13 protein-coding genes and 1 pseudogene are annotated in these 18462 nt (G+C 68.0%); 10 read left to right on the top strand and 4 right to left on the bottom strand.

From position 1 onward, the window contains the following. The first annotated feature begins 46 nt into the window (after window positions 1-46). The 6 genes and pseudogenes from IPM73_11745 (at window position 47) to IPM73_11770 (ending at window position 12205) form a co-directional block, all read left to right on the top strand. On the top strand, window positions 47-361 hold the full coding sequence (locus tag IPM73_11745; GenBank protein MBK8918684.1) for a BON domain-containing protein: 315 nt from the start codon (window positions 47-49) through the stop codon (window positions 359-361). A gap of 258 nt (window positions 362-619) precedes the next feature. Further along, window positions 620-9250 carry a cyclic beta 1-2 glucan synthetase gene (locus IPM73_11750; protein MBK8918685.1) on the top strand — a complete coding sequence of 2877 codons (8631 nt, stop codon included), beginning with the start codon at window positions 620-622 and terminating at the stop codon, window positions 9248-9250. Next, a complete protein-coding gene (locus tag IPM73_11755) occupies window positions 9240-10262 on the top strand; it encodes a patatin-like phospholipase family protein (protein MBK8918686.1) in 1023 nt (340 codons plus the stop codon). The genes IPM73_11750 and IPM73_11755 overlap by 11 nt, the downstream gene beginning before the upstream one ends. Further along, a pseudogene (locus IPM73_11760) lies at window positions 10249-10512 on the top strand (acyl carrier protein). The gene IPM73_11755 and the pseudogene IPM73_11760 overlap by 14 nt, the downstream one beginning before the upstream one ends. 85 nt (window positions 10513-10597) lie before the next feature. Then, window positions 10598-10921 carry a hypothetical protein gene (locus IPM73_11765; protein ID MBK8918687.1) on the top strand — a complete coding sequence of 108 codons (324 nt, stop codon included), beginning with the start codon at window positions 10598-10600 and terminating at the stop codon, window positions 10919-10921. A gap of 471 nt (window positions 10922-11392) precedes the next feature. Next, window positions 11393-12205, top strand: coding sequence for a M48 family metallopeptidase (locus tag IPM73_11770; GenBank protein MBK8918688.1), 813 nt, complete (start codon window positions 11393-11395; stop codon window positions 12203-12205). Here the strand turns inward: IPM73_11770 and IPM73_11775 are convergent. Continuing rightward, window positions 12199-13197, bottom strand: a complete 999-nt coding sequence (locus tag IPM73_11775; GenBank protein ID MBK8918689.1) for an ankyrin repeat domain-containing protein — start codon at window positions 13195-13197, stop codon at window positions 12199-12201. The two genes, IPM73_11770 and IPM73_11775, sit on opposite strands and share 7 nt — an antisense overlap. Before the next feature lie 58 nt (window positions 13198-13255). Here IPM73_11775 and IPM73_11780 point away from each other — a divergent pair, with 58 nt between their 5' ends. After that, entirely contained in the window at window positions 13256-13801 is a 546-nt protein-coding gene (locus IPM73_11780) for an energy transducer TonB (GenBank protein ID MBK8918690.1), read from the top strand. Between the two features lie 104 nt (window positions 13802-13905). Here IPM73_11780 and IPM73_11785 read toward each other — a convergent pair whose 3' ends face one another. Genes IPM73_11785 through IPM73_11795 form a run of 3 tightly spaced genes read right to left on the bottom strand, consistent with a single transcriptional unit; the run spans window position 13906 to window position 16717 of the window. Then, a complete protein-coding gene (locus IPM73_11785; GenBank protein MBK8918691.1) occupies window positions 13906-15105 on the bottom strand; it encodes a CoA transferase in 1200 nt (399 codons plus the stop codon). After that, window positions 15102-15890 (bottom strand): glutamate racemase, encoded by a 789-nt coding sequence (gene murI / locus IPM73_11790; GenBank protein MBK8918692.1) that lies wholly within the window; start codon window positions 15888-15890, stop codon window positions 15102-15104. The genes IPM73_11785 and murI overlap by 4 nt, the downstream gene beginning before the upstream one ends. Window positions 15891-15922: 32 nt before the next feature. After that, complete coding sequence (locus tag IPM73_11795) at window positions 15923-16717, bottom strand: hypothetical protein (GenBank protein ID MBK8918693.1); 795 nt, start codon at window positions 16715-16717, stop codon at window positions 15923-15925. A 268-nt stretch (window positions 16718-16985) separates the two neighbouring features. On the opposite strand from IPM73_11795, the gene fliO reads away from it, so the two are divergent. From fliO to fliQ, 3 genes are read left to right on the top strand one after another with little or no spacing between them, the layout of a single operon-like run. Next, window positions 16986-17402 (top strand): flagellar biosynthetic protein FliO, encoded by a 417-nt coding sequence (gene fliO, locus IPM73_11800; GenBank protein ID MBK8918694.1) that lies wholly within the window; start codon window positions 16986-16988, stop codon window positions 17400-17402. Between the two features lie 31 nt (window positions 17403-17433). Continuing rightward, window positions 17434-18159, top strand: coding sequence for a flagellar type III secretion system pore protein FliP (gene fliP / locus IPM73_11805; GenBank protein MBK8918695.1), 726 nt, complete (start codon window positions 17434-17436; stop codon window positions 18157-18159). Continuing rightward, on the top strand, window positions 18156-18425 hold the full coding sequence (fliQ, locus tag IPM73_11810; GenBank protein ID MBK8918696.1) for a flagellar biosynthesis protein FliQ: 270 nt from the start codon (window positions 18156-18158) through the stop codon (window positions 18423-18425). The genes fliP and fliQ overlap by 4 nt, the downstream gene beginning before the upstream one ends. The last annotated feature ends 37 nt before the right edge of the window (window positions 18426-18462 follow it).

Below are 18462 nucleotides of genomic sequence, written 5' to 3' on the forward strand. Positions count from 1 at the left end.
CGCCCGACGGGGACGGTCCCCATGCACCACAATCTGGAGCCATACCATGAACCGATTCAGCAAATGCTGTTCCGCCATCTGTCTTGCCGCCACGCTGGTCACAGCAGCCGGCTGCGCTTCCACGGCAAAGCAGGAGGGCACCGGCGAGTATGTCGACGACAGCGCGATCACCGCCAAGGTGAAGGCGGCCATCCTCAACGACCCGAGCCTGAAGGTGGCGGAAATAAATGTCGAGACCTTCAAGGGCGTCGTTCAGCTCAGTGGCTTCGTCAGTTCCCAGGCTGCGGCGAACAAGGCGGTCGAGGTGGCCCGGGCCGTGGGCGGCGTGAAATCCGTCAAGAACGACATGCGCATCAAGTAAGCCTGTCCTTCCGGACTGCGGCCGGGCCCTGGGTCCGGCGGCGGCTCCGGGGTGGCGGACAGCAGTTCCGCCAGCATCGTAAAGGAATTGCGCCGGGGCACGCGCCGCATTCCCGGAAAGACCCCTCTGAATCGAGTCGGCATAAATCCGCTCCGCTATTTGCAGCAGCTGAAGACCGGGCTGCCGCAGAGCCTGTGGCCAAGGATTTCAGCCGAAGATGAGCCGCCGCTGCGGTCGGAACTGTTCAGCGCCGATCAGATGGAGCAGCACGGCAAGGCCCTCGCCGCCTCGCACCGGGTAGCGCGGGGGCACGCGCCGGATCGTCTGCTCGGCCGCCTCGCGGCCAACGAAGATGCCCTGATCGACGTCTGCAGCTTGCTAACGGCAGTGGTCCTGGAAAACCGCCAGGTCACCCCGGCAGGAGAGTGGCTGCTCGACAACTTCTACCTCGTAGAAGAGCAGATCGGCACCGCCAAGCGGCACCTGCCCAGGGGCTACAGCCGCGAACTGCCGCGCCTGGAGCAGACGCCCTGGGGCGGTCGGCCCCGGGTCTACGACATGGCCCTGGAAACCGTCGCCCACGGGGATGGACGCATCGACACGGAAACGCTGGGCCGCTTCGTCGCCGCGTACCAGACGGTGACCGCGCTCAAGCTGGGGGAATTGTGGGCCATCCCCATCATGTTGCGTCTCGCCGTCATCGAGAACCTTCGTCGCGTCAGCGTGCGCATCGCTGCGGGCTGGGGCGAGAGAAATCTGGCCGATTCCTGGGCGGACCGCATGCTGGAGATCGTCGATGAGGATCCAAAAAGCCTGATCCTGGTGATCGCCGACATGGCCCACTCGGACCCTCCCATGGTCAGCACCTTCGTCGCCGAACTGGCCCGTCGCCTGAAGGGCCAGGGCCCGGCCCTGGCCCTGCCGCTTACCTGGATCGAACAACGGCTTGCGGAATCCGGGCAGACCATCGACCACCTGGTCCAGGCCGAGAATCAGCAGCAGGCTGCCGACCAGGTTTCCATCAGCAATAGCATCGGCAGCCTGCGCGTGCTCGGCGCCACCGACTGGCGCGCCTTCGTGGAGAGCATGAGCGTCGTCGAGCGAACCTTGCGCGAAGATCCCAGCGGCGTCTATGGCGGCATGGACTTCGTCAGCCGAGACCGCTACCGCCACGCCACCGAAGAGATCGCCAAGGGCAGCCGCCTGACCGAGGGCGAGCTTGCCCGCCTGGCCGTCGATCTGGCCACGGCCGCCCAGGCCGAGGGTGGCGGCGACGACGACCCGGCGGCCCACGTGGGTTACTACCTGATCGACCGGGGGCGGCCGGCACTGGAGCGACACGCCCGGGCTCGCATTGCCTGGGGCGAGACCTGGCGCCGCAGGGCCGCGCGTTGCCCCCTGTTCCTCTATCTCGGGGCTGTCGCCCTGGTCACGGCGCTCGCGGCCGGCGGATTCCTGGCATTGGTTCCGGCAAACTGGCCACTCGCGGGGCTGCTGCCGGTCGCCGCCCTCGTGCTCCTGGGCGCCAGCCAGCTGGCGGTATCCCTGGTCAATTGGGGGGCCACCCTGCTGGTGACGGCCCACCCCTTGCCGCGCATGGATTTTTCACAGGCGATACCGCCCCGGTTCCGTACGCTGGTCGTGGTCCCCACCATGCTGAGCAGCGCCGCTGGCGTCGAGGATCTGGTCGAGGCCCTGGAGGTGCGCTTCCTGGCCAACCGCGACGAGGGACTGCATTTTGCCCTGTTGACCGATTTTCTTGATGCCGCCGCGGAAACCCTGCCCGGCGACGGAGCTCTGGTGGCCCTGGCCCACCAGCGGATCGGGGAACTCAACGCCAAGTACGACGGGGCTGGCGGCGGCAAGGTCTTCTTCCTGTTCCATCGGCCACGCCGGTGGAACCCCAGGGAGCGGCGCTGGATGGGCTACGAGCGCAAGCGCGGCAAGTTGTCCGACCTCAACGCCCTGCTGCGGAAGGGCACCACGGAGGCCTTTGCGGTGGTGGAGGGCGAGATCGCGGCGCTGTCCGGGGTGAAGTACGTCATCACCCTGGATACCGATACCCAGCTGCCGCGGGATGCCGCCCGGCAATTCGTCGGCGCCATGGCCCATCCCCTCAACCGGCCGCGCTACGACGCGGGGCAGCGGCGGGTGGTGGCCGGTTACGGCATTCTGCAGCCGCGGGTGACGGTCAGCCTGCCGGGCACCCATCGCTCTCACTACGCACGCCTCTACGGCGGCGAGCCCGGCATCGACCCCTATACCCACGCGGTCTCCGATGTGTATCAGGACGTGTTCGGCGAAGGCTCTTTCATCGGCAAGGGCATTTACGACATCGACGCCTTCGAACTGGCCCTGGCGGGACGCTTTCCGGAGAACCGCATCCTCAGCCACGACCTCCTGGAAGGCTGTTATGCCCGCTCGGGCTTGTTGAGCGACGTGCAGTTGTACGACGATTACCCGGCCCGTTACGGCGCCGACGTCAGCCGCCGCTACCGCTGGATTCGCGGCGACTGGCAACTGGCGGGCTGGCTATGGCGCCGGGTGCCGGCGGGACGACCGGAGGCCGGAAAACGGCGGGAGCGCAATCCCCTGTCGCCCCTGTCCCAGTGGAAGCTCTTCGACAATCTGCGGCGCAGCCTCATCCCGGCAACGATGACCGGCCTCCTGCTCTTCGGATGGGCTTCACTGCCCGCGCCCACGCCATGGACCCTGGCGGTGCTTGCCCTCGTGCTGCTGCCGCCCTTGGCAAGCGCCGCGGTGGGCCTCTTCCGCAAGCCGGGCGAGGTACTCGTCACCCAACACCTGAGCGCCGCATGGCGGACCGTGTCCCGCCAGATGCGGCAGGTCGCCTTCGAGATCGCCTGCCTGCCCTATGAAGCGTGCTACACCCTCGACGCCATTCTGCGCACCCTGTGGCGTACTGTCGTCAGCGGCCGCCAGCTTCTGGAATGGAATCCGTCGAGCGAGGTCGATCGCCTGGCCAGGAGAACCGATCTCGCCGCCAACTACCGTACCCTGTGGGCTGCCCCAACCCTCGCCGCAGTGGTGGCTGTGGAACTGGCTGCCTGGAACGCTGCCGCCCTGCCCGCGGCGGGGCCTATCCTGCTGCTGTGGGTCACCGCACCGTTGCTCGCCTGGTGGGTCAGTCGCCCTCTTGCACCGCGCCAGGCGGCGCTGTCCGCAGAACAGAGCTTCTTCCTGCGCACCGTGGCGCGCCGGACCTGGGGATTCTTCGACCGCTTCGTTGCTGCCGAGGACCATTGGCTCCCGCCGGATAACTTCCAGGAATACCGGGCGGCCTCGGTGGCCCATCGCACGTCGCCCACCAACATGGGTCTGGCACTCCTGGCGACGCTGTCAGCCCACGATTTTGCCTATGTCACGACGGCCGGGCTGATCGACCGCACAGCCCGCGCCCTGGGGACGATGAAGGGCCTGGAGCGCTACCGCGGGCATTTTTACAACTGGTACGACACCCAGACGCTACAGCCCCTGCCGCCGCTGTACGTGTCGACGGTGGATAGCGGCAACCTCGCCGGGCACCTGCTGACCCTGCGGGCCGGCCTGCTCGGCGTGGTCGACGCGCCGATTCTCTCGGGCCGGCTCTTCGAAGGCGTGCGGGACACCTTCGGCGTGCTGGTCGATGAAGTGGGCATCGAGAACAAGACGGTGACCCACCATTTGCAGGACTGTGCCCGGGAGCTTGAAGCGGCGGTTGGCGCTGCGCCCGGAACGCTGCCAGCGATGCGGCGGGCCCTGGGGAAACTGTCGGCCCGGGTCGCGAGCTGTGCCAGCATGGCCGACGGCCGTGACGACGAAGGCGAGATTGCGCGGTGGATGCACGAGTTGGCGCGGCAAAGCAGCGATGCCGTGGAGGAATTGGGCTTTCTCGCGCCCTGGTCGGCGCTGCCGGCAGCGCCGGGGGGGCTGGAAGAATTTTCGGATGCCATGGCCATACCCACCCTGCGCGGTCTGGCGCATCTGGATTCGGCACTGAATCCCCGCCTCGCCCACCGGCTCGAGGCAGGAACGACGCCAGCGCAGCGCGACTGGCTGGAAGAATTGCGGCGTCACATTGCCCAAGGCAGCAGCCGTGCCCGCGACCGCATGGCGGCGCTGATCGGTCTTGCGTCCCGGGCGGGCGACATGGCGTGCATGGACTACGAATTCCTGTATGACCGGACCCGCCATCTGCTTTCCATCGGCTACAACGTCCATGAGCATCGGGTGGATGCCAGCTATTACGACCTGCTTGCCTCGGAGGCGCGCCTGTGCGCCTTCGTTGCCATTGCCCAGGGCCAGTTGCCCCAGGAAAGCTGGTTCGCCCTGGGCCGCTTGCTGACCGGCACCGGGGGCGACCCGGTCCTCCTGTCGTGGAGCGGCTCCATGTTCGAATACCTGATGCCGCTCCTGGTGATGCCCAGCTACGAGAACACCCTGCTCGACCAGACCTGCAAGGCGGCGGTGGCCCGGCAGATCGAATACGGCATCCAGCGCGGCGTGCCTTGGGGGATGTCGGAATCGGGGTACAACACGGTGGATGTCCATCTCAACTACCAGTACCGGGCTTTCGGCGTCCCGGGCCTCGGGCTCAAGCGCGGCCTGGCGGAAGATCTGGTCATCGCCCCCTATGCCTCGGCCCTGGCGCTGATGGTGGCGCCGGAAGAAGCCTGCCGCAACCTGCAACGGCTCGCGGCCGAGGGTTTTCTCGGCAAATACGGCTTCTTCGAGGCCATCGACTACACGCCGGCCCGGCAGCGGCGGGGCCAGGCCCAGGCGGTGGTGCGCTCCTTCATGGCGCACCATCAGGGCATGAGCCTCCTTGCGCTGGCTTACCTGCTCCTGGATCAGCCCATGCAGCGGCGCTTCGCTTCGGACCGGCTGTTCCAGGCGGTGATGCTGCTGCTCCAGGAACGCATTCCCAAGGCGACCGCGCTCTTTTCCCATACCGCCGAACTGGCCGATGCGCGCTCACCAGCGGCCAGCGCCGAAACGCCGATCCGGGTGTTCAAGAGCCCGGATACACCGCTTCCCGAAGTTCAGTTGCTGTCCAATGGCCGCTACCACGTCATGGTCACCCATGCCGGCGGCGGCTACAGCCGCTGGAAAGATCTGGCGGTGACGCGCTGGCGCGAGGACGTCACCCGCGACCACTGGGGCAGTTTCTGTTACCTGCGGGACCTGGCGAGCGGGGACTTCTGGTCCACTGCCCACCAGCCGACCTGCCGCCCGGCGGCCAGCTACGAGGCCGTCTTCTCGGAAGGGCGGGCCGAGTTTCGTCGGCACGACATCGTGGATGGCGGGGACGGAAGCTTCGAGACCCATACCGAAATCGTCGTCTCGCCCGAAGACGACATCGAGCTGCGGCGCATCCGTGTCGCCAACCGTTCGCGGCAGCGGCGGGCCATCGACATCACCAGCTTCGCCGAGGTGGTGATCGCGCCACCCGCCGCCGAAGCGCTGCACCCGGCTTTCAGCAACCTGTTCGTGCAGACCGAGATCCTGCCGGAACGGCGGGCCATCCTGTGCACCCGGAGACCCCGTTCCAACGGGGAGCCGGTGCCCTGGATGTTCCACCTGATGGCGGTCCATGGCACGGCCATTGCCGATGTATCCTACGAGACCGACCGGGCGCGCTTCATCGGCCGTACGCGGGATGCGGCGTCGCCGCAGGCCCTGGTGCAGGCGGGGCCGCTCTCCGGCAGCGCGGGTTCGGTGCTCGACCCCATCGTCGCCATCCGCTATTCGCTGACGCTCGACGCCGGGCAGTCGGCCACCGTCGACCTGGTGAGCGGTATCGCCGACAGCCGAGACGCCGTCCTCGGGCTGGCGGACAAATACCAGGACAGGCACCTCGCCGACCGGGTCTTCGACCTGACGTGGACCCACAGCCAGGTCGTTCTCTGGCAACTCAACGCCAGCGAAAGCGACTCGGAGCTTTACGCCCGGCTCGCCAGCCGGGTCATCTACGCCCATGCCTCCCTGCGCGCCGACAGCAGCGTACTGCTGAAGAATCGCCGTGGGCAGTCGGGACTGTGGGGGTACGCCATTTCCGGCGACCTGCCCATCGTCCTCCTGCAGATCGGCGACGTCGCCCATATCGATCTCGTACGCCAGCTGGTCCAGGCCCACGCCTATTGGCGGCGGAAGGGCCTGGCGGTGGATCTGGTGATCTGGAACGAGGATCACGCCGGCTATCGGCAGCGGCTTCAGGACCAGATCATGGGCATGATCTCGTCGGGTATCGAGGCCAGCGTCATCGATCGCCCCGGCGGAATCTTCGTGCGGCAGGCCGAGCAGATTTCGAGCGAGGACCGTGTCCTGCTCCAGGCCGTGGCCCGCGCCATCATCACCGACTGCAACGGCGGCCTGGCAGAACAGCTCGACCGAAGCGCCATGGCGGAAGCGAAGATTCCCCATCTGCCGCCCAGCCGGCGGCTGCCGTCGGAACCGGTTTCACCGCCATCCATGGCCCGGGACGATCTGATCCTCTGCAACGGCCTGGGCGGATTCACCCCGGACGGGCGTGAATACGTCGTCGTGCTCAAACCCGGCGAGACCACGCCGGCACCCTGGGTCAACGTGCTGGCCAATCCCCATTTCGGAACCGTGGTTTCCGAAAACGGCACGGCCTACACCTGGAGCGAGAACGCCCATGAGTTCCGCCTCACCCCCTGGGCCAACGACCCGGTGAGCGATGCCGGCGGCGAGGCTTTTTACCTGCGGGACGAAGAGACCGGCCACCTCTGGTCCCCGACGCCTTCACCCGCCGCATCCGCGACGACCCACGTGATCCGGCACGGCTTCGGCTACAGCGTCTTCGAAACCTGCAGTGACGGGATCTATTCGGAGTTGTGGGTCTACGTGGCCACCGACGCCCCGGTCAAATTTTCCCAACTCAAGCTGCGCAACGCCTCCGGCCGCCCGCGGCGCCTGACCGCCACGGGCTATGTCGAGTGGGTGCTGGGCGATCTGCCGGCAAAATCGGCCATGCACGTGAGTACCGGGGTCGACGTGGCGAGCAAGGCGCTGTGGGCACGCAACCCCTACAACGGGGAATTCGCGGAACGGGTGGCGTTTTTTGACACCGATGCCGCGGCCCGTACCGTCACCGGCGACCGGACGGAGTTCATCGGGCGCAACGGTTCCCTGCATCGCCCGGCGGCCCTGGGTCGCACACGTCTCTCCGGCCGGCTGGGGGCAGGGCTCGACCCCTGCGCCGCCATCCAGGTCAGCGTCGATCTTCCCGACGGCCAGGGCCGCGATGTCGTCTTCCGGCTCGGTCTGGGGCGCGATGCCGAAGACGCCAGCCAGCTCGCGCAGCGTTTCCGGGGGGTCGCCGCAGCGCGGGTGGCGCTGGAAGCTGTCTGGCACCAGTGGAATCACACCCTGGGCGCTGTCCAGGTGGAAACCGCCGATCCGGCAGTCAATGTACTGGCCAACGGCTGGCTGGTTTATCAAACCCTGTCCTGCCGCCTCTGGGCCCGCAGCGGCCACTACCAATCGGGGGGCGCCTTCGGCTTCCGCGACCAGTTGCAGGATGTGATGGCCCTGGTTCATTGCGCACCCGGATTGGTCCGCGACCACGTGCTCCTCTGTGCCAGCCGCCAGTTCGTGGAGGGCGACGTGCAGCACTGGTGGCATCCGCCTGCGGGGCGGGGTGTCCGCACCCATTGCTCCGATGATTACCTGTGGCTGCCCCTGGCCGTCGCCCGGTACGTGGCGACGACCGGAGACTCCGGCGTGCTGGACGAGACGATCGCCTTCCTCGAGGGCCGGCCGGTCAATGCCGAGGATGACTCCTATTACGACCTGCCGGGCCGTTCCAGCGAAACGGCAAGCCTCTACGAGCATTGCCTGCGGGCGATCCGGCACGGCCTGCGCTTCGGTGCCCACGGGTTACCCCTGATCGGCTCGGGCGACTGGAACGACGGCATGAACCTGGTGGGCTTCCAGGGTCGCGGGGAAAGCGTCTGGCTGGGCTTCTTCCTCTGCGACGTGTTGCGGCGCTTCGCCAGACTGGCAGAAGCCCATGGCGACCCCGACTTCGCCCGGCTGTGCGTTGAAGAGGCGGGGCGGCTGCACGAGAACATCGAGTTGCACGCCTGGGACGGGGCCTGGTATCGGCGGGCCTATTTCGATGACGGCACCCCCCTCGGTGCTGCCGCCAATGCCGAATGCCGCATCGATTCCATCGCCCAGAGCTGGTCGGTGCTTTCCGGAGCGGGGGATGCCGGCCGCGCCCGCCTGGCCATGGACGCGGTGGATCGATTCCTGGTTCGGCGCGGCGAGTCCCTCGTGCAGCTCCTGGACCCGCCCTTCGACAAATCCGGCATGGACCCGGGCTACATCCGCGGTTACGTTCCCGGGGTGCGCGAAAACGGTGGCCAATACACCCACGGCGCCATCTGGGCCGCCATGGCTTTCGCCGCCCTCGGGGACGGCGCGCGCGCCTGGGAACTGCTGGACCTCATCAACCCGGTCAATCATGCGCGCTCGCCCCAGGGCGCCGCCGTCTACAAGGCAGAACCCTATGTCGCGGCGGCCGATGTCTATGCGGTCGCGCCCCATGTCGGCCGCGGCGGCTGGTCCTGGTATACCGGCTCGGCGGGGTGGATGTATCGGCTCGTCGTCGAATCGCTCCTCGGCCTGCACCGGGCGGGCGAAACCCTGCATCTGGCCCCCTGCCTTCCGCCCGACGGGCAGCCGTTCAAGATTCATTACCGGTTTGGCGAGACGGTCTATCACATCGCCGTCACGCCCTTGCCCAGCGGGGCACCCGGCATCGGCGTGCTCGTCGATGGCGCCGCGCAGCCCGATATGGCGCTCCGCCTGGTCGATGACCGACGGGAGCACCTGGTGGAGGTCAACATCCATGCGCAATAAGACCATCACCCTCGCCCTGCAAGGCGGCGGTTCCCACGGCGCCTTCACCTGGGGGGTACTCGACCGCCTGCTGGAAGAGCCGCGGCTCGGCATCGAGGGAATCAGCGGTGCCAGCGCCGGGGCAATGAATGCGGTGGTGCTGGCCCACGGCTATACCCGTGGCGGGCGGGACGGCGCACGCCTTGCCCTGAAGCGCTTCTGGGACGCGGTCGCCACTCGCGAACCCCTGACGGCCATACCCGACAATCCGTTCGCGCCGGATGGCGGCGGAGCCCTGGGCAGCGACAACCCGCTGCGGGCCTTTCTCTTCATGACGCGGTATTTCTCTCCTTATCAGCTCAATCCCCTGGACGTAAACCCATTGCGGGATATCCTGGAGGATCAGGTCGATTTCGAAGGTCTGCGCACCGACTGCCCGATCGCCCTGTTCATCGCCGCAACCCGCGTCAGCACGGGCACGTTGCGCATCTTCGGCACCCGGCAGATCACCCTCGAGGCCTTGCTGGCGTCGGCCTGCCTGCCGGCGCTGCACCACAGCATCAAGATCGACGGCGAAGCCTACTGGGATGGCGGCCTGACCGCCAACCCGCCGCTCTATCCGTTGCTTGCCGGATGTTCCGCCGACGATCTGCTGATGGTGCTGCTCCACGGCGAGCCACTGGCAACGATTCCGGCCACGGCCGACGAGATCGCCCGACGCTTGACCGAGATCGGCTTCACTGCCGGGTTTTTCGCCGAAATCCAGGGTCTGTTCCTGGCGAAGCAGGAGGCGGAGCGGGGCTGGGGTGCCATCGGCCGCCTGCAGCGCAAGCTGCGCCGTCTGCACCTGCATCTGATCGATGCCCCCAAGTACATGAGCACCCTGGGCGTCCTGAGCAAGGCCAACACCCACGCATCCTTCATCGCCGCGCTGTACGAGGAGGGCCGGCGGCGGACGGACTTGTGGCTGGCCGCCAACCTGCAGCGGGTGGGCGTGGCGTCGTCCTGCGAACCGAGCGATGTGCTGCGCTGAGCACCCAGGCCGGGCCGCCCGGGAACCAGGCCATGGCGCGGCAGATAGCCGGCACAGCCGGCTGGTTCCGAACGCATCCCGGGCGCTGGCCGTGACCCGACAATTTCTCGCCGACCTGCATCCCGGTACTGCCGGCGTCCGGGCCGTCACCCTCGACAGCAATCTGGAGCGGGATTTCGCCCTCGACAGTCTGAGCCGCGTGGAACTGGCGGTACGCATGGAGGGCGAGTTCGGCCTGGCCCTGCCCGAGTTGGCCCCGGGGCGAGGCGACGACGGTTCGGGACCTGCTTGCCGCGCTGCACATCGTCTCCGGGGGGCCGTCGCCGGTGGCCATCATGCTGCCCACCGGCCCCGAGTACTTCTACGCCTACCTGGGCATTCTCCGGGCGGGGGCGGGGGCGGTGCCGATCTATCCGCCGGCGCGCCTGTACCAGATCGAGGAGCACGTGCGCCGCCATGCCGGCATCCTCGCCAACGCCCAGACCCCGCTATTGCTTTCCGTTGCCGTAGCGAGGGGCGTGGCGCGACTGCTCGAGGCGCGGGTTGCCGGGCTGCACCGGGTGGCCACTGCGCCGGAACTTCTGGAGGGTGTTGGCCGGCCAATCGCCGCACCCATCGCCTCCGGGGACATCGCCTTTCTGCAATACACGGGTCGTTGATACACCGGCACTTTATTCGAGAGAAACGGGAGCAGTTTGTATGTCCCATGCCCAAGTCCTTGCTGCCGCACGCCCGTGGGTCATTCGTCGAAGCCGTCTCTACTTCCCACGCCGTATTTCTAATGTCGCTTTAGCCGAGGCATCAGAACCCCCATTGGTCAATCTAGGCTCGGTTCACAGCCGTCGCGCAGACCAGTTTCTTCTTTGGATTCATGCCGGCGCAAAACAAGTCGCTGTCGCTGATACTTGATCCGTCACTCCCGGCAGCCAAGCTCAACCATTCCCGGGCGTCCGCTTACCCGACTGCACAATTGCCGCTTTGTGTCGCTTTGAACCAACAAACCCCATACGCCTCAACCGTGACCCCGGCCGCCAGACCCATGCCGCGCGCCAACCGCGCCATCCGTCGGCCTTCCCGGCTATCATGGGCGCCTTGTCGAAACCCTGCCGACCCCTGGTCGCCCCATCGTCATGTTCCGTCCCGCTGCCCTCCTGCTCGCCCTTCTCCTCCCTCTTCCCGGCCTGGCCGAAGCCCCTCGTGACGGGGTCGAAGTCGGCAAGGCTTCGCCAGTACGCAAGCTGGTACCGGCCGATCAGCTGGAAAAGGCCGCCGCCCAGCAGTACGCCCAGTTGAAGCAGCAAGCCGCGTCCCAGGGCGCCCTGGTGCCGGACAATCATCCCCAGGTGCAGCGCCTGCGTGCCATCGCCCAGCGCATCCTGCCCCACACCGAGCGCTTCAATTCCCGGGCCGATCGCTGGAAGTGGGAAGTCGTCCTGATCAAATCCAAGGAGCTCAACGCCTTCTGCATGCCCGGCGGCAAGATCGCCTTCTACACCGGACTCATCGATACCCTGCACCTTTCCGATGACGAGGTCGCGATCGTGATGGGCCACGAAGTAGCCCACGCCCTGCGCGAACACGCCCGGGAGCGGGTGGCCAAGACCCAGCTCACCCAGATCGGCACCGCCATCCTGGGAGAGCTGATCGGCGGCGGCAAATACGCCGGCGCCTTCCAGTTGGGGGGCAATCTCATGACCCTCAAGTTCGGCCGCGACGACGAGACCGAAGCCGACGTGGTGGGTCTGGACCTCTCCGCCCGGGCCGGTTACGACCCGCGGGCCGGGGTCAGCCTGTGGAAGAAAATGGGCGCCGAGAGCAAGGGCGCTCCGCCCCAGTGGCTCTCCACTCACCCGGCGGGCAAGAACCGCATCGAGGAAATCGAGCGCCACCTGCCCGAAGTGATGCCCCTCTACGAAGCCGCCCGCAAGCGCGGCAATCAGTAGTTCTTGGCGTTACCCCGGGGCGGCATTTTCGGCTTGCCCGTGAAGGTGGCCGGCGGCACCTTGTAGCCTGCGGGTTTGCCGTTTTGGTCGACGACGATGTTGGCCGACTGCTGCTTGGGATCCTTGCGGCTGGCGGTGATCTCCAGGGTCGCCGCCCGGGCCGGACCATCCCGGTTGAGTTCCGCCCGCACGATGCGCGCCCGCTCGGCCGCGATGCGGTTGTCGACGGTCTGGGTGGATAACTTGCGCTCGGCCAGGATTTCCCGCATGCGCAAGAGCTCGTCCAATTCCCTGGAACTGCGGTGGGAACGGCGAGGCTCGCCCCATTTGGCCTTGGGCTGGGCCACGGCGATGTTGAATTCCTCCGGGCTGGTCACCAGCCGGGCGAGCTTGAGATTGTTGTTACGCATGGCCCATTCCAGCGCGCCGTCGCCCCAGTCGTTCTTGACCGACCGGTCGGCCCCCTTTTCGATGAGCAGGCGGGCGAGTTCCTCGCGCCCTTCGTAAATGGCCATCATCAGCACGCTGGACCCGTTGCTGCTGCGGGCATCGATGTCGGCGCCCCGCTCGATGAGCTGGCGGGCCAGGTCGCCGTGGCCGGCAAACACCGCGTAATGCAGGGCCGACCACTGCTTCTCGCCGGCGTTGATCTTGGCGCCCCGCTCCAGGAGCCAATCGACCGCCGCCTGCCGTCCCTGCCAGGCCGCCAGCAGCAGCGCGGTCTCGCCGTTGCCATTGCGGTAATCGATATCGGCCCCGTGGGCGAGGAAGAGGCGCATCAACTCCAGATTGCCCTCCCAGGCCCCGATCTGGAGCCCGCTGCCGATGCGGCTACCCTCGAAATCCGGCGGCAGGCCCGCGGCAAGCCAGGCCTCGGCCTTGGCGCGGTCGCCGAGTTCCATCTGCACCGAAAACTCCACCGGACTCGGCAGGCGGGTTTCCGCCCACGCCGGCATGGGCGGAAACCCGCCCAGGCCCAGTGCGATTATCATTGCCGCCAGTGTCCGCCCCATGCCGCCATCCGTCATTTTCGCCAGCCGCCATTCTCGCATGACTTCCCCCCCTCGCCGGCTGCTGGCGGCGCTCGCCCTGTCCCTCCTCGCGCACGGCCTGCCCTTCGTCAGCGACTTCCTGCCCCGCCCCCGGGCGGCCCCTCCGCGCCCGCTGGTGGCCGAGTTGCGCCCCCCGGCCGCCCCCCTGCCCGAGACGCCGCCCCTCTTCCTGCCCGAGCAGCCCGCCGCCAAGCCGGAGCCCCCTCCGCCGCCCCCGACGGCCCGTCCTCCGGAGCCGCGGCGCCCCAAACTTGTCCCCGCCCCCTCCCGCACCTGGCAGGAGGAGGTCAAGCGCCAATTCAGAAAGCTGCACGAGGCGGGTCTCTTCTACCCGGAGGAAGCCATCGCCCGCGGCCTGGAAGGCGAAGCCCTGGTGCTCCTCATCCTCGACGCCGACGGGAATGCCGTCGCCGTACGCCTGGAAACGAGCAGCGGCCACGGCATCCTCGACCAGGCCGCCTTGCGGGCCGCCCGCTCCCTCAGGAGCCTCCCCGGCGACGCCTCCAGGGAAACCCTGATTCCGGTGCGTTTTCGGCTTCGCTGAGGTCTGAATCGCCAGATTTTCGACGCTCGGACAGGGTCCGGGCCGCAGCGGGGATTCTCCCCGGTGGCAGGGGAACACTTCCCCAGCATTGCGGGGCCTTCGTGTCAGACCGCCCCTGCCGCCCGCAGGGCGGCAACCTCCTCCGTACCGTAGCCCAGGCTGGCCAGCACCGCGTCGGTGTGCTCTCCCAGGGCCGGCCCGGGCCATTCGGCGCCCCCCGGGGTCCGGGACAGCTTGGGGACGATGCCCGGCACCTTGATTTCCCGCCCCCCCGCCAGGCGGGCGGTCTGGATCATCTCCCGCGCCAGGAATTGGGGGTCGGAGAACATGTCGGCCACGGAATAGACCCGCGAGGCGGGCACCTCGGCTTTTTCCAGCAGGGCCAGCACCTCGGCTTCATCGTGGGCCGAGCACCAGGCGTCGATGAGGGCGTAGATGGCCTCGCGCCGGGCATCGCGGCCGGCGTTGTCGGCCAGGCCGGGATCGTCGGCCAGATCGTCACGACCGATGGCCCGCATGAAGCGCTTGAAGATGGCGTCGCCGTTGGCGCCGATGGTGACGTGCTTGCCGTCCCGCGTCGTATGGGTGTTGGACGGCGTGATGCCGGGCATGATGTTGCCGGTGCGCTCCCGCACGAAGCCGAACACGTCGAACTCCGGCACCATCGACTCCATCATGGCGAACACGGCTTCGTAGAGCGCCACGTCTACCACCTGTCCGGGACCGCCCTGCACCTCCCGGTGGCGCAGGGCCATCAGGGCCCCGATGGCGCCCCACAGGGCGGCGATGGAGTCGCCGATGGATATGCCGGTACGCACCGGCGGCCGGTCGGGGAAGCCGGTGATGTAGCGCAGGCCGCCCATGGATTCGCCCACCGCGCCAAAGCCCGGCTGATCCTTGTAGGGCCCGGTCTGGCCGAAGCCGGAAAGGCGCACCATGACCAGGCCGGGGTTTGCGGCCTGCAGGGATTCCCACGACAGCCCCAGCTTTTCCAGCACCCCGGGGCGGAAGTTCTCCACCAGGATGTCGGCCCCGGCAATGAGACGCCGCACGAAGGCGAGACCGTCAGGATGTTTCAGGTTGGCCGTGACCGAACGCTTGTTGCGGGCCTGGACCGCCCACCAGAGCGAAGTGCCCTCGTGCAGCTTGCGCCACAGGCGCAGGGGGTCGCCGCCCTGGGGGGATTCCACCTTCACCACCTCGGCGCCGAATTCCGCCAGGATGCGGGTACAGAACGGCCCGGCGATAAGGGTGCCGAGTTCGACGACCTTCAGGCCGGCGAGGGGTTTTTGCGTATCCATCATGTCCAGGGCTCCCAATGCTCAACCGCAAGATGCGTTCCCCACAAGCGCGCGACCTTCTCTCTCACGACCTGGGGAGCGCCGCTCGTGGCCACCCGGAGACCCCCATGGCCTCCCCCGAGCAGCCCCGCCGTCGTAAGGATGCGCTCGAGTTGCCGCGCCACGGCTTCGCCGGTGTCGAGCAGGGTCACGGCCTGCGGCAAGCGGCGGGCAATCGCCGCCGACACCCAGGGATAGTGCGTGCAGCCAAGAACCACCACATCCGCCGCCGCCAGGGGAGGAACGAAGGTGTCGAGCAGTTGCGCAACGCCTTCCCCATCCGGTCCCTCGGCTTCGATGGCCTCGGCCAGCCCGGGACAGGCCTGGGCGATGACCCGGAAGCCCTCGGCGTGCCTATCCACCAGGCTGCGGAAACGCTCGCTCTCCAGGGTGCGGGTGGTAGCCAGGACGCCGATGGTGCCGCTGCGGCTCAGGGCGGCGGCAGGCTTGACGCCCGGTTCCAGGGCCACCACGGGGAGTCGGGTGGCAGCCCGGATGGCTTCCGCCGCCGCCGCGGTCGCGGTGTTGCAGGCGATGACCAGGGCCTTGGCGCCCCGCCGCACCAAGCCCTGGGCGATAACCACGCCGCGCTCGCGCAGGAAGACCTCGGGCCGGTCGCCGTAGGGCAGGAAGCGGGTGTCGGCGAAATAGAAGAAGTCCTCCTGGGGCAACCGGTCGCGCAGGGCCCGCAGGACGGTGAGGCCGCCCAGGCCGGAATCGAACACGGCGACGGGAGCGTTCGGGCTCATGGGGGCAGCGGGCGAGGGGCGCAGACCAGGGCTCACCGCGGCGCGGCGGGCCAGGCAGCGACGAGTTCCACCAGGGAGCGCTGGCTGACCTGGACCAGGCCGCGGCGGGGCCGGTCGAGGTCGAGGACGAGGAAAACCAGGAACACCATCATCCCGGCCAGCAGATACCCCGCCAGGGAGAGCCGGTGGCCGGCCAGACCCGCGCCGTAACCGACGACGCCCCCGGCGAACAGGAGACAGGCGTAGAGGAAATCCAGGATGGGTTCCGGCACATGGCGGTCGAGGGCGGCTTCGCGGGTGTCGGCATTATCGAAGGCTTCGTTGATGGCCTGGACGAAAAGTCCGCCGGTGGCCGGCCGGGAATCGACGGCGATCACCTGGCGCACCCCCTCCCAGAGGGCGTCCCGCGCCGCCGATGTGCGGGCGGCCAGGGCCTGGCGCCCCCCGTGGTCGTCCAGGCTGATCCGTCCTGCCTCGACGCGGGTCTGGGCATAGGCACGCAGGAGCCGCTGCATGTGCGGAGCCTGTTCGGGCGGCAGCAGGCCGATACGCAGCCAGGCGGTCCCCAGGGCGTTGGCCTCGGCGACCAGGGCCTCGCTGCGGCTGTCGTAGCGTTGCAGCGCCAGTGACAGGGTAAAGCCCAGTACGATGGCCAGGATGCCGAGAGTGGCGCCCTGGATGAAGCGGACGTGCTCGCGGAAGGCATCCTGCGCCCCGGGCGCGGCGCGGCGTCCCAGGCGGGTGCCGACTTCCACCGCCGCCGCCATGCTGACGAAGAGCGTCAGGGCGATGAGGGCGCCGGGAATGTCGTAGCTAAGCTCGTGCATGGGGTCAGGGCTGCGGAATGGCGGGAACACCCTCGCCGGTGGGCGACAGTTTAACCGCATGACGGACCGGGCCGGTACGGGCGGGCAGCGCCCGGGCGCACCGGCTCCCGGCGGCGGGGCGGCCGGGCGCAGGCAATTCCGCACCGGGGAAGCGCAGGCAGCGTGGGGCGCAGGAAACACCGGGGCCGGGCCGACGACGGAAAATGACGCCGCTCTCCGCCCGCGGCGAGGCTTGCTTTACACTATTGCGTCATTCGCTTCGAGGTCGATGGTGCGGCGCCTATTCGTTTCCCTTTTTCTCGCCTCCCTGACGCTGCCGGCGGCAGCCCAGGCGCAGGCCCCGGCCCCCGGCGTCGGCGCCGGAACCTTCGTCCAGGCCCTCGCGGCCCTGGGCCTCATCGTCCTCCTGCTCCTCGCCCTGGCCTGGGTCGCCCAGCGCATCGGCGGCGGACGGGCCTTCGGCACGGCGGGCATGAAGGTGGTCGGCGGGCTTTCCCTCGGCCCGCGGGAAAAGGTGGTCCTGGTGGAGGTGGGCGACACCTGGCTGGTGATCGGCGTCGTCCCCGGCCAGATCCGCACCCTGCACACCCTGCCCAAGGGCGAGACCCCTGAATCCTCCGGCGCCGGGCCGGAGCGCCCCTTCGCCCGCTGGCTGAAGGAAATGGTGGAGCGCCCCCGTGGCTAGGCCGCCCAAGCCCTTCCTCGGCGCCCTTGTCCTGCTCGCCGGCCTGCTGCCGGCGGGGGTCGCCCTGGCCCAGGCCGCGGGGGGCCTGCCGGCGGTGACCAGCACGCCCTCCCCGGGCGGCGGAACGACCTATACCCTGTCGATCCAGACCCTGCTCACCCTCACGGCGCTGACCTTCATCCCGGCCATCGTGCTCATGATGACGGGCTTCACGCGCATCGTCATCGTCCTTTCCCTGCTGCGCCACGCCCTGGGCACCCAGACTTCGCCCCCCAACCAGGTGATCGTCGGGCTGTCGCTCTTCCTCACCTTCTTCGTCATGGCACCGGTGGCCGATCGCATCTACACCGAGGCCTACCAGCCCCTGAGCGAAAATCGCATCTCCTTCGTCGAAGCCGCCGACCGGGCTTCGGTCCCCCTCAAGGCCTTCATGCTGAAGCAGACGCGGGAGTCCGACCTGGCCCTCTTTGCCGGCCTGGCCAAGATCGAGCGCATCGAGAAGCCCGCCGACACTCCCCTGCGCGTCCTGGTGCCGGCCTTCGTCATCAGTGAGTTGAAGACCGCCTTCCAGATCGGCTTCGTCATCTTCATTCCCTTCCTGGTCATCGACCTGGTGGTGGCCAGCGTCCTCATGTCCATGGGCATGATGATGATGTCGCCGGTCCTGGTGGCCCTGCCTTTCAAGCTGATGCTCTTCGTGCTGGTGGATGGCTGGCACCTGGTCATCGGTTCCCTGGTCCAGAGCTTCGCGCCATGACGCCGGGCATGGTCATGGAAATCGGCCGCCAGGCCATCGAAGTGACCCTGGTGGTCGCCGCGCCCCTGCTCCTCGCGGGCCTGGTGGTGGGCCTCATCATCAGCATCTTCCAGGCGGCGACCCAGTTGAACGAAGCCACCCTGCAATTCGTCCCCAAGCTGGTGGTCATGCTGCTGACCCTGCTGCTCCTCGGCCCCTGGATGCTGCAATACCTGATCGATTACATCCAGCGTCTCTTCAGCAGCATTCCCCAGCTTATCGGCTGACGGCCATGGCGCGCCGTCCTCTGCAATCCCGCGCGCG

Source organism: Betaproteobacteria bacterium, assembly GCA_016720065.1.
GTDB lineage: Bacteria > Pseudomonadota > Gammaproteobacteria > Burkholderiales > Rhodocyclaceae > SSSZ01.

Coding starts and splice junctions, on each gene's coding strand:
- IPM73_11795 (MBK8918693.1), bottom strand. CDS start 16,717: ATGCACGAGCTTAGCTACGACATTCCCGGCGCCCTCATCGCCCTGACG.
- IPM73_11780 (MBK8918690.1), top strand. CDS start 13,256: ATGACTTCCCCCCCTCGCCGGCTGCTGGCGGCGCTCGCCCTGTCCCTC.
- IPM73_11750 (MBK8918685.1), top strand. CDS start 620: ATGGAGCAGCACGGCAAGGCCCTCGCCGCCTCGCACCGGGTAGCGCGG.
- murI (MBK8918692.1), bottom strand. CDS start 15,890: ATGAGCCCGAACGCTCCCGTCGCCGTGTTCGATTCCGGCCTGGGCGGC.
- fliQ (MBK8918696.1), top strand. CDS start 18,156: ATGACGCCGGGCATGGTCATGGAAATCGGCCGCCAGGCCATCGAAGTG.
- IPM73_11775 (MBK8918689.1), bottom strand. CDS start 13,197: ATGATAATCGCACTGGGCCTGGGCGGGTTTCCGCCCATGCCGGCGTGG.
- IPM73_11745 (MBK8918684.1), top strand. CDS start 47: ATGAACCGATTCAGCAAATGCTGTTCCGCCATCTGTCTTGCCGCCACG.
- IPM73_11770 (MBK8918688.1), top strand. CDS start 11,393: ATGTTCCGTCCCGCTGCCCTCCTGCTCGCCCTTCTCCTCCCTCTTCCC.
- IPM73_11765 (MBK8918687.1), top strand. CDS start 10,598: ATGCTGCCCACCGGCCCCGAGTACTTCTACGCCTACCTGGGCATTCTC.
- fliO (MBK8918694.1), top strand. CDS start 16,986: ATGGTGCGGCGCCTATTCGTTTCCCTTTTTCTCGCCTCCCTGACGCTG.
- IPM73_11755 (MBK8918686.1), top strand. CDS start 9,240: ATGCGCAATAAGACCATCACCCTCGCCCTGCAAGGCGGCGGTTCCCAC.
- IPM73_11785 (MBK8918691.1), bottom strand. CDS start 15,105: ATGATGGATACGCAAAAACCCCTCGCCGGCCTGAAGGTCGTCGAACTC.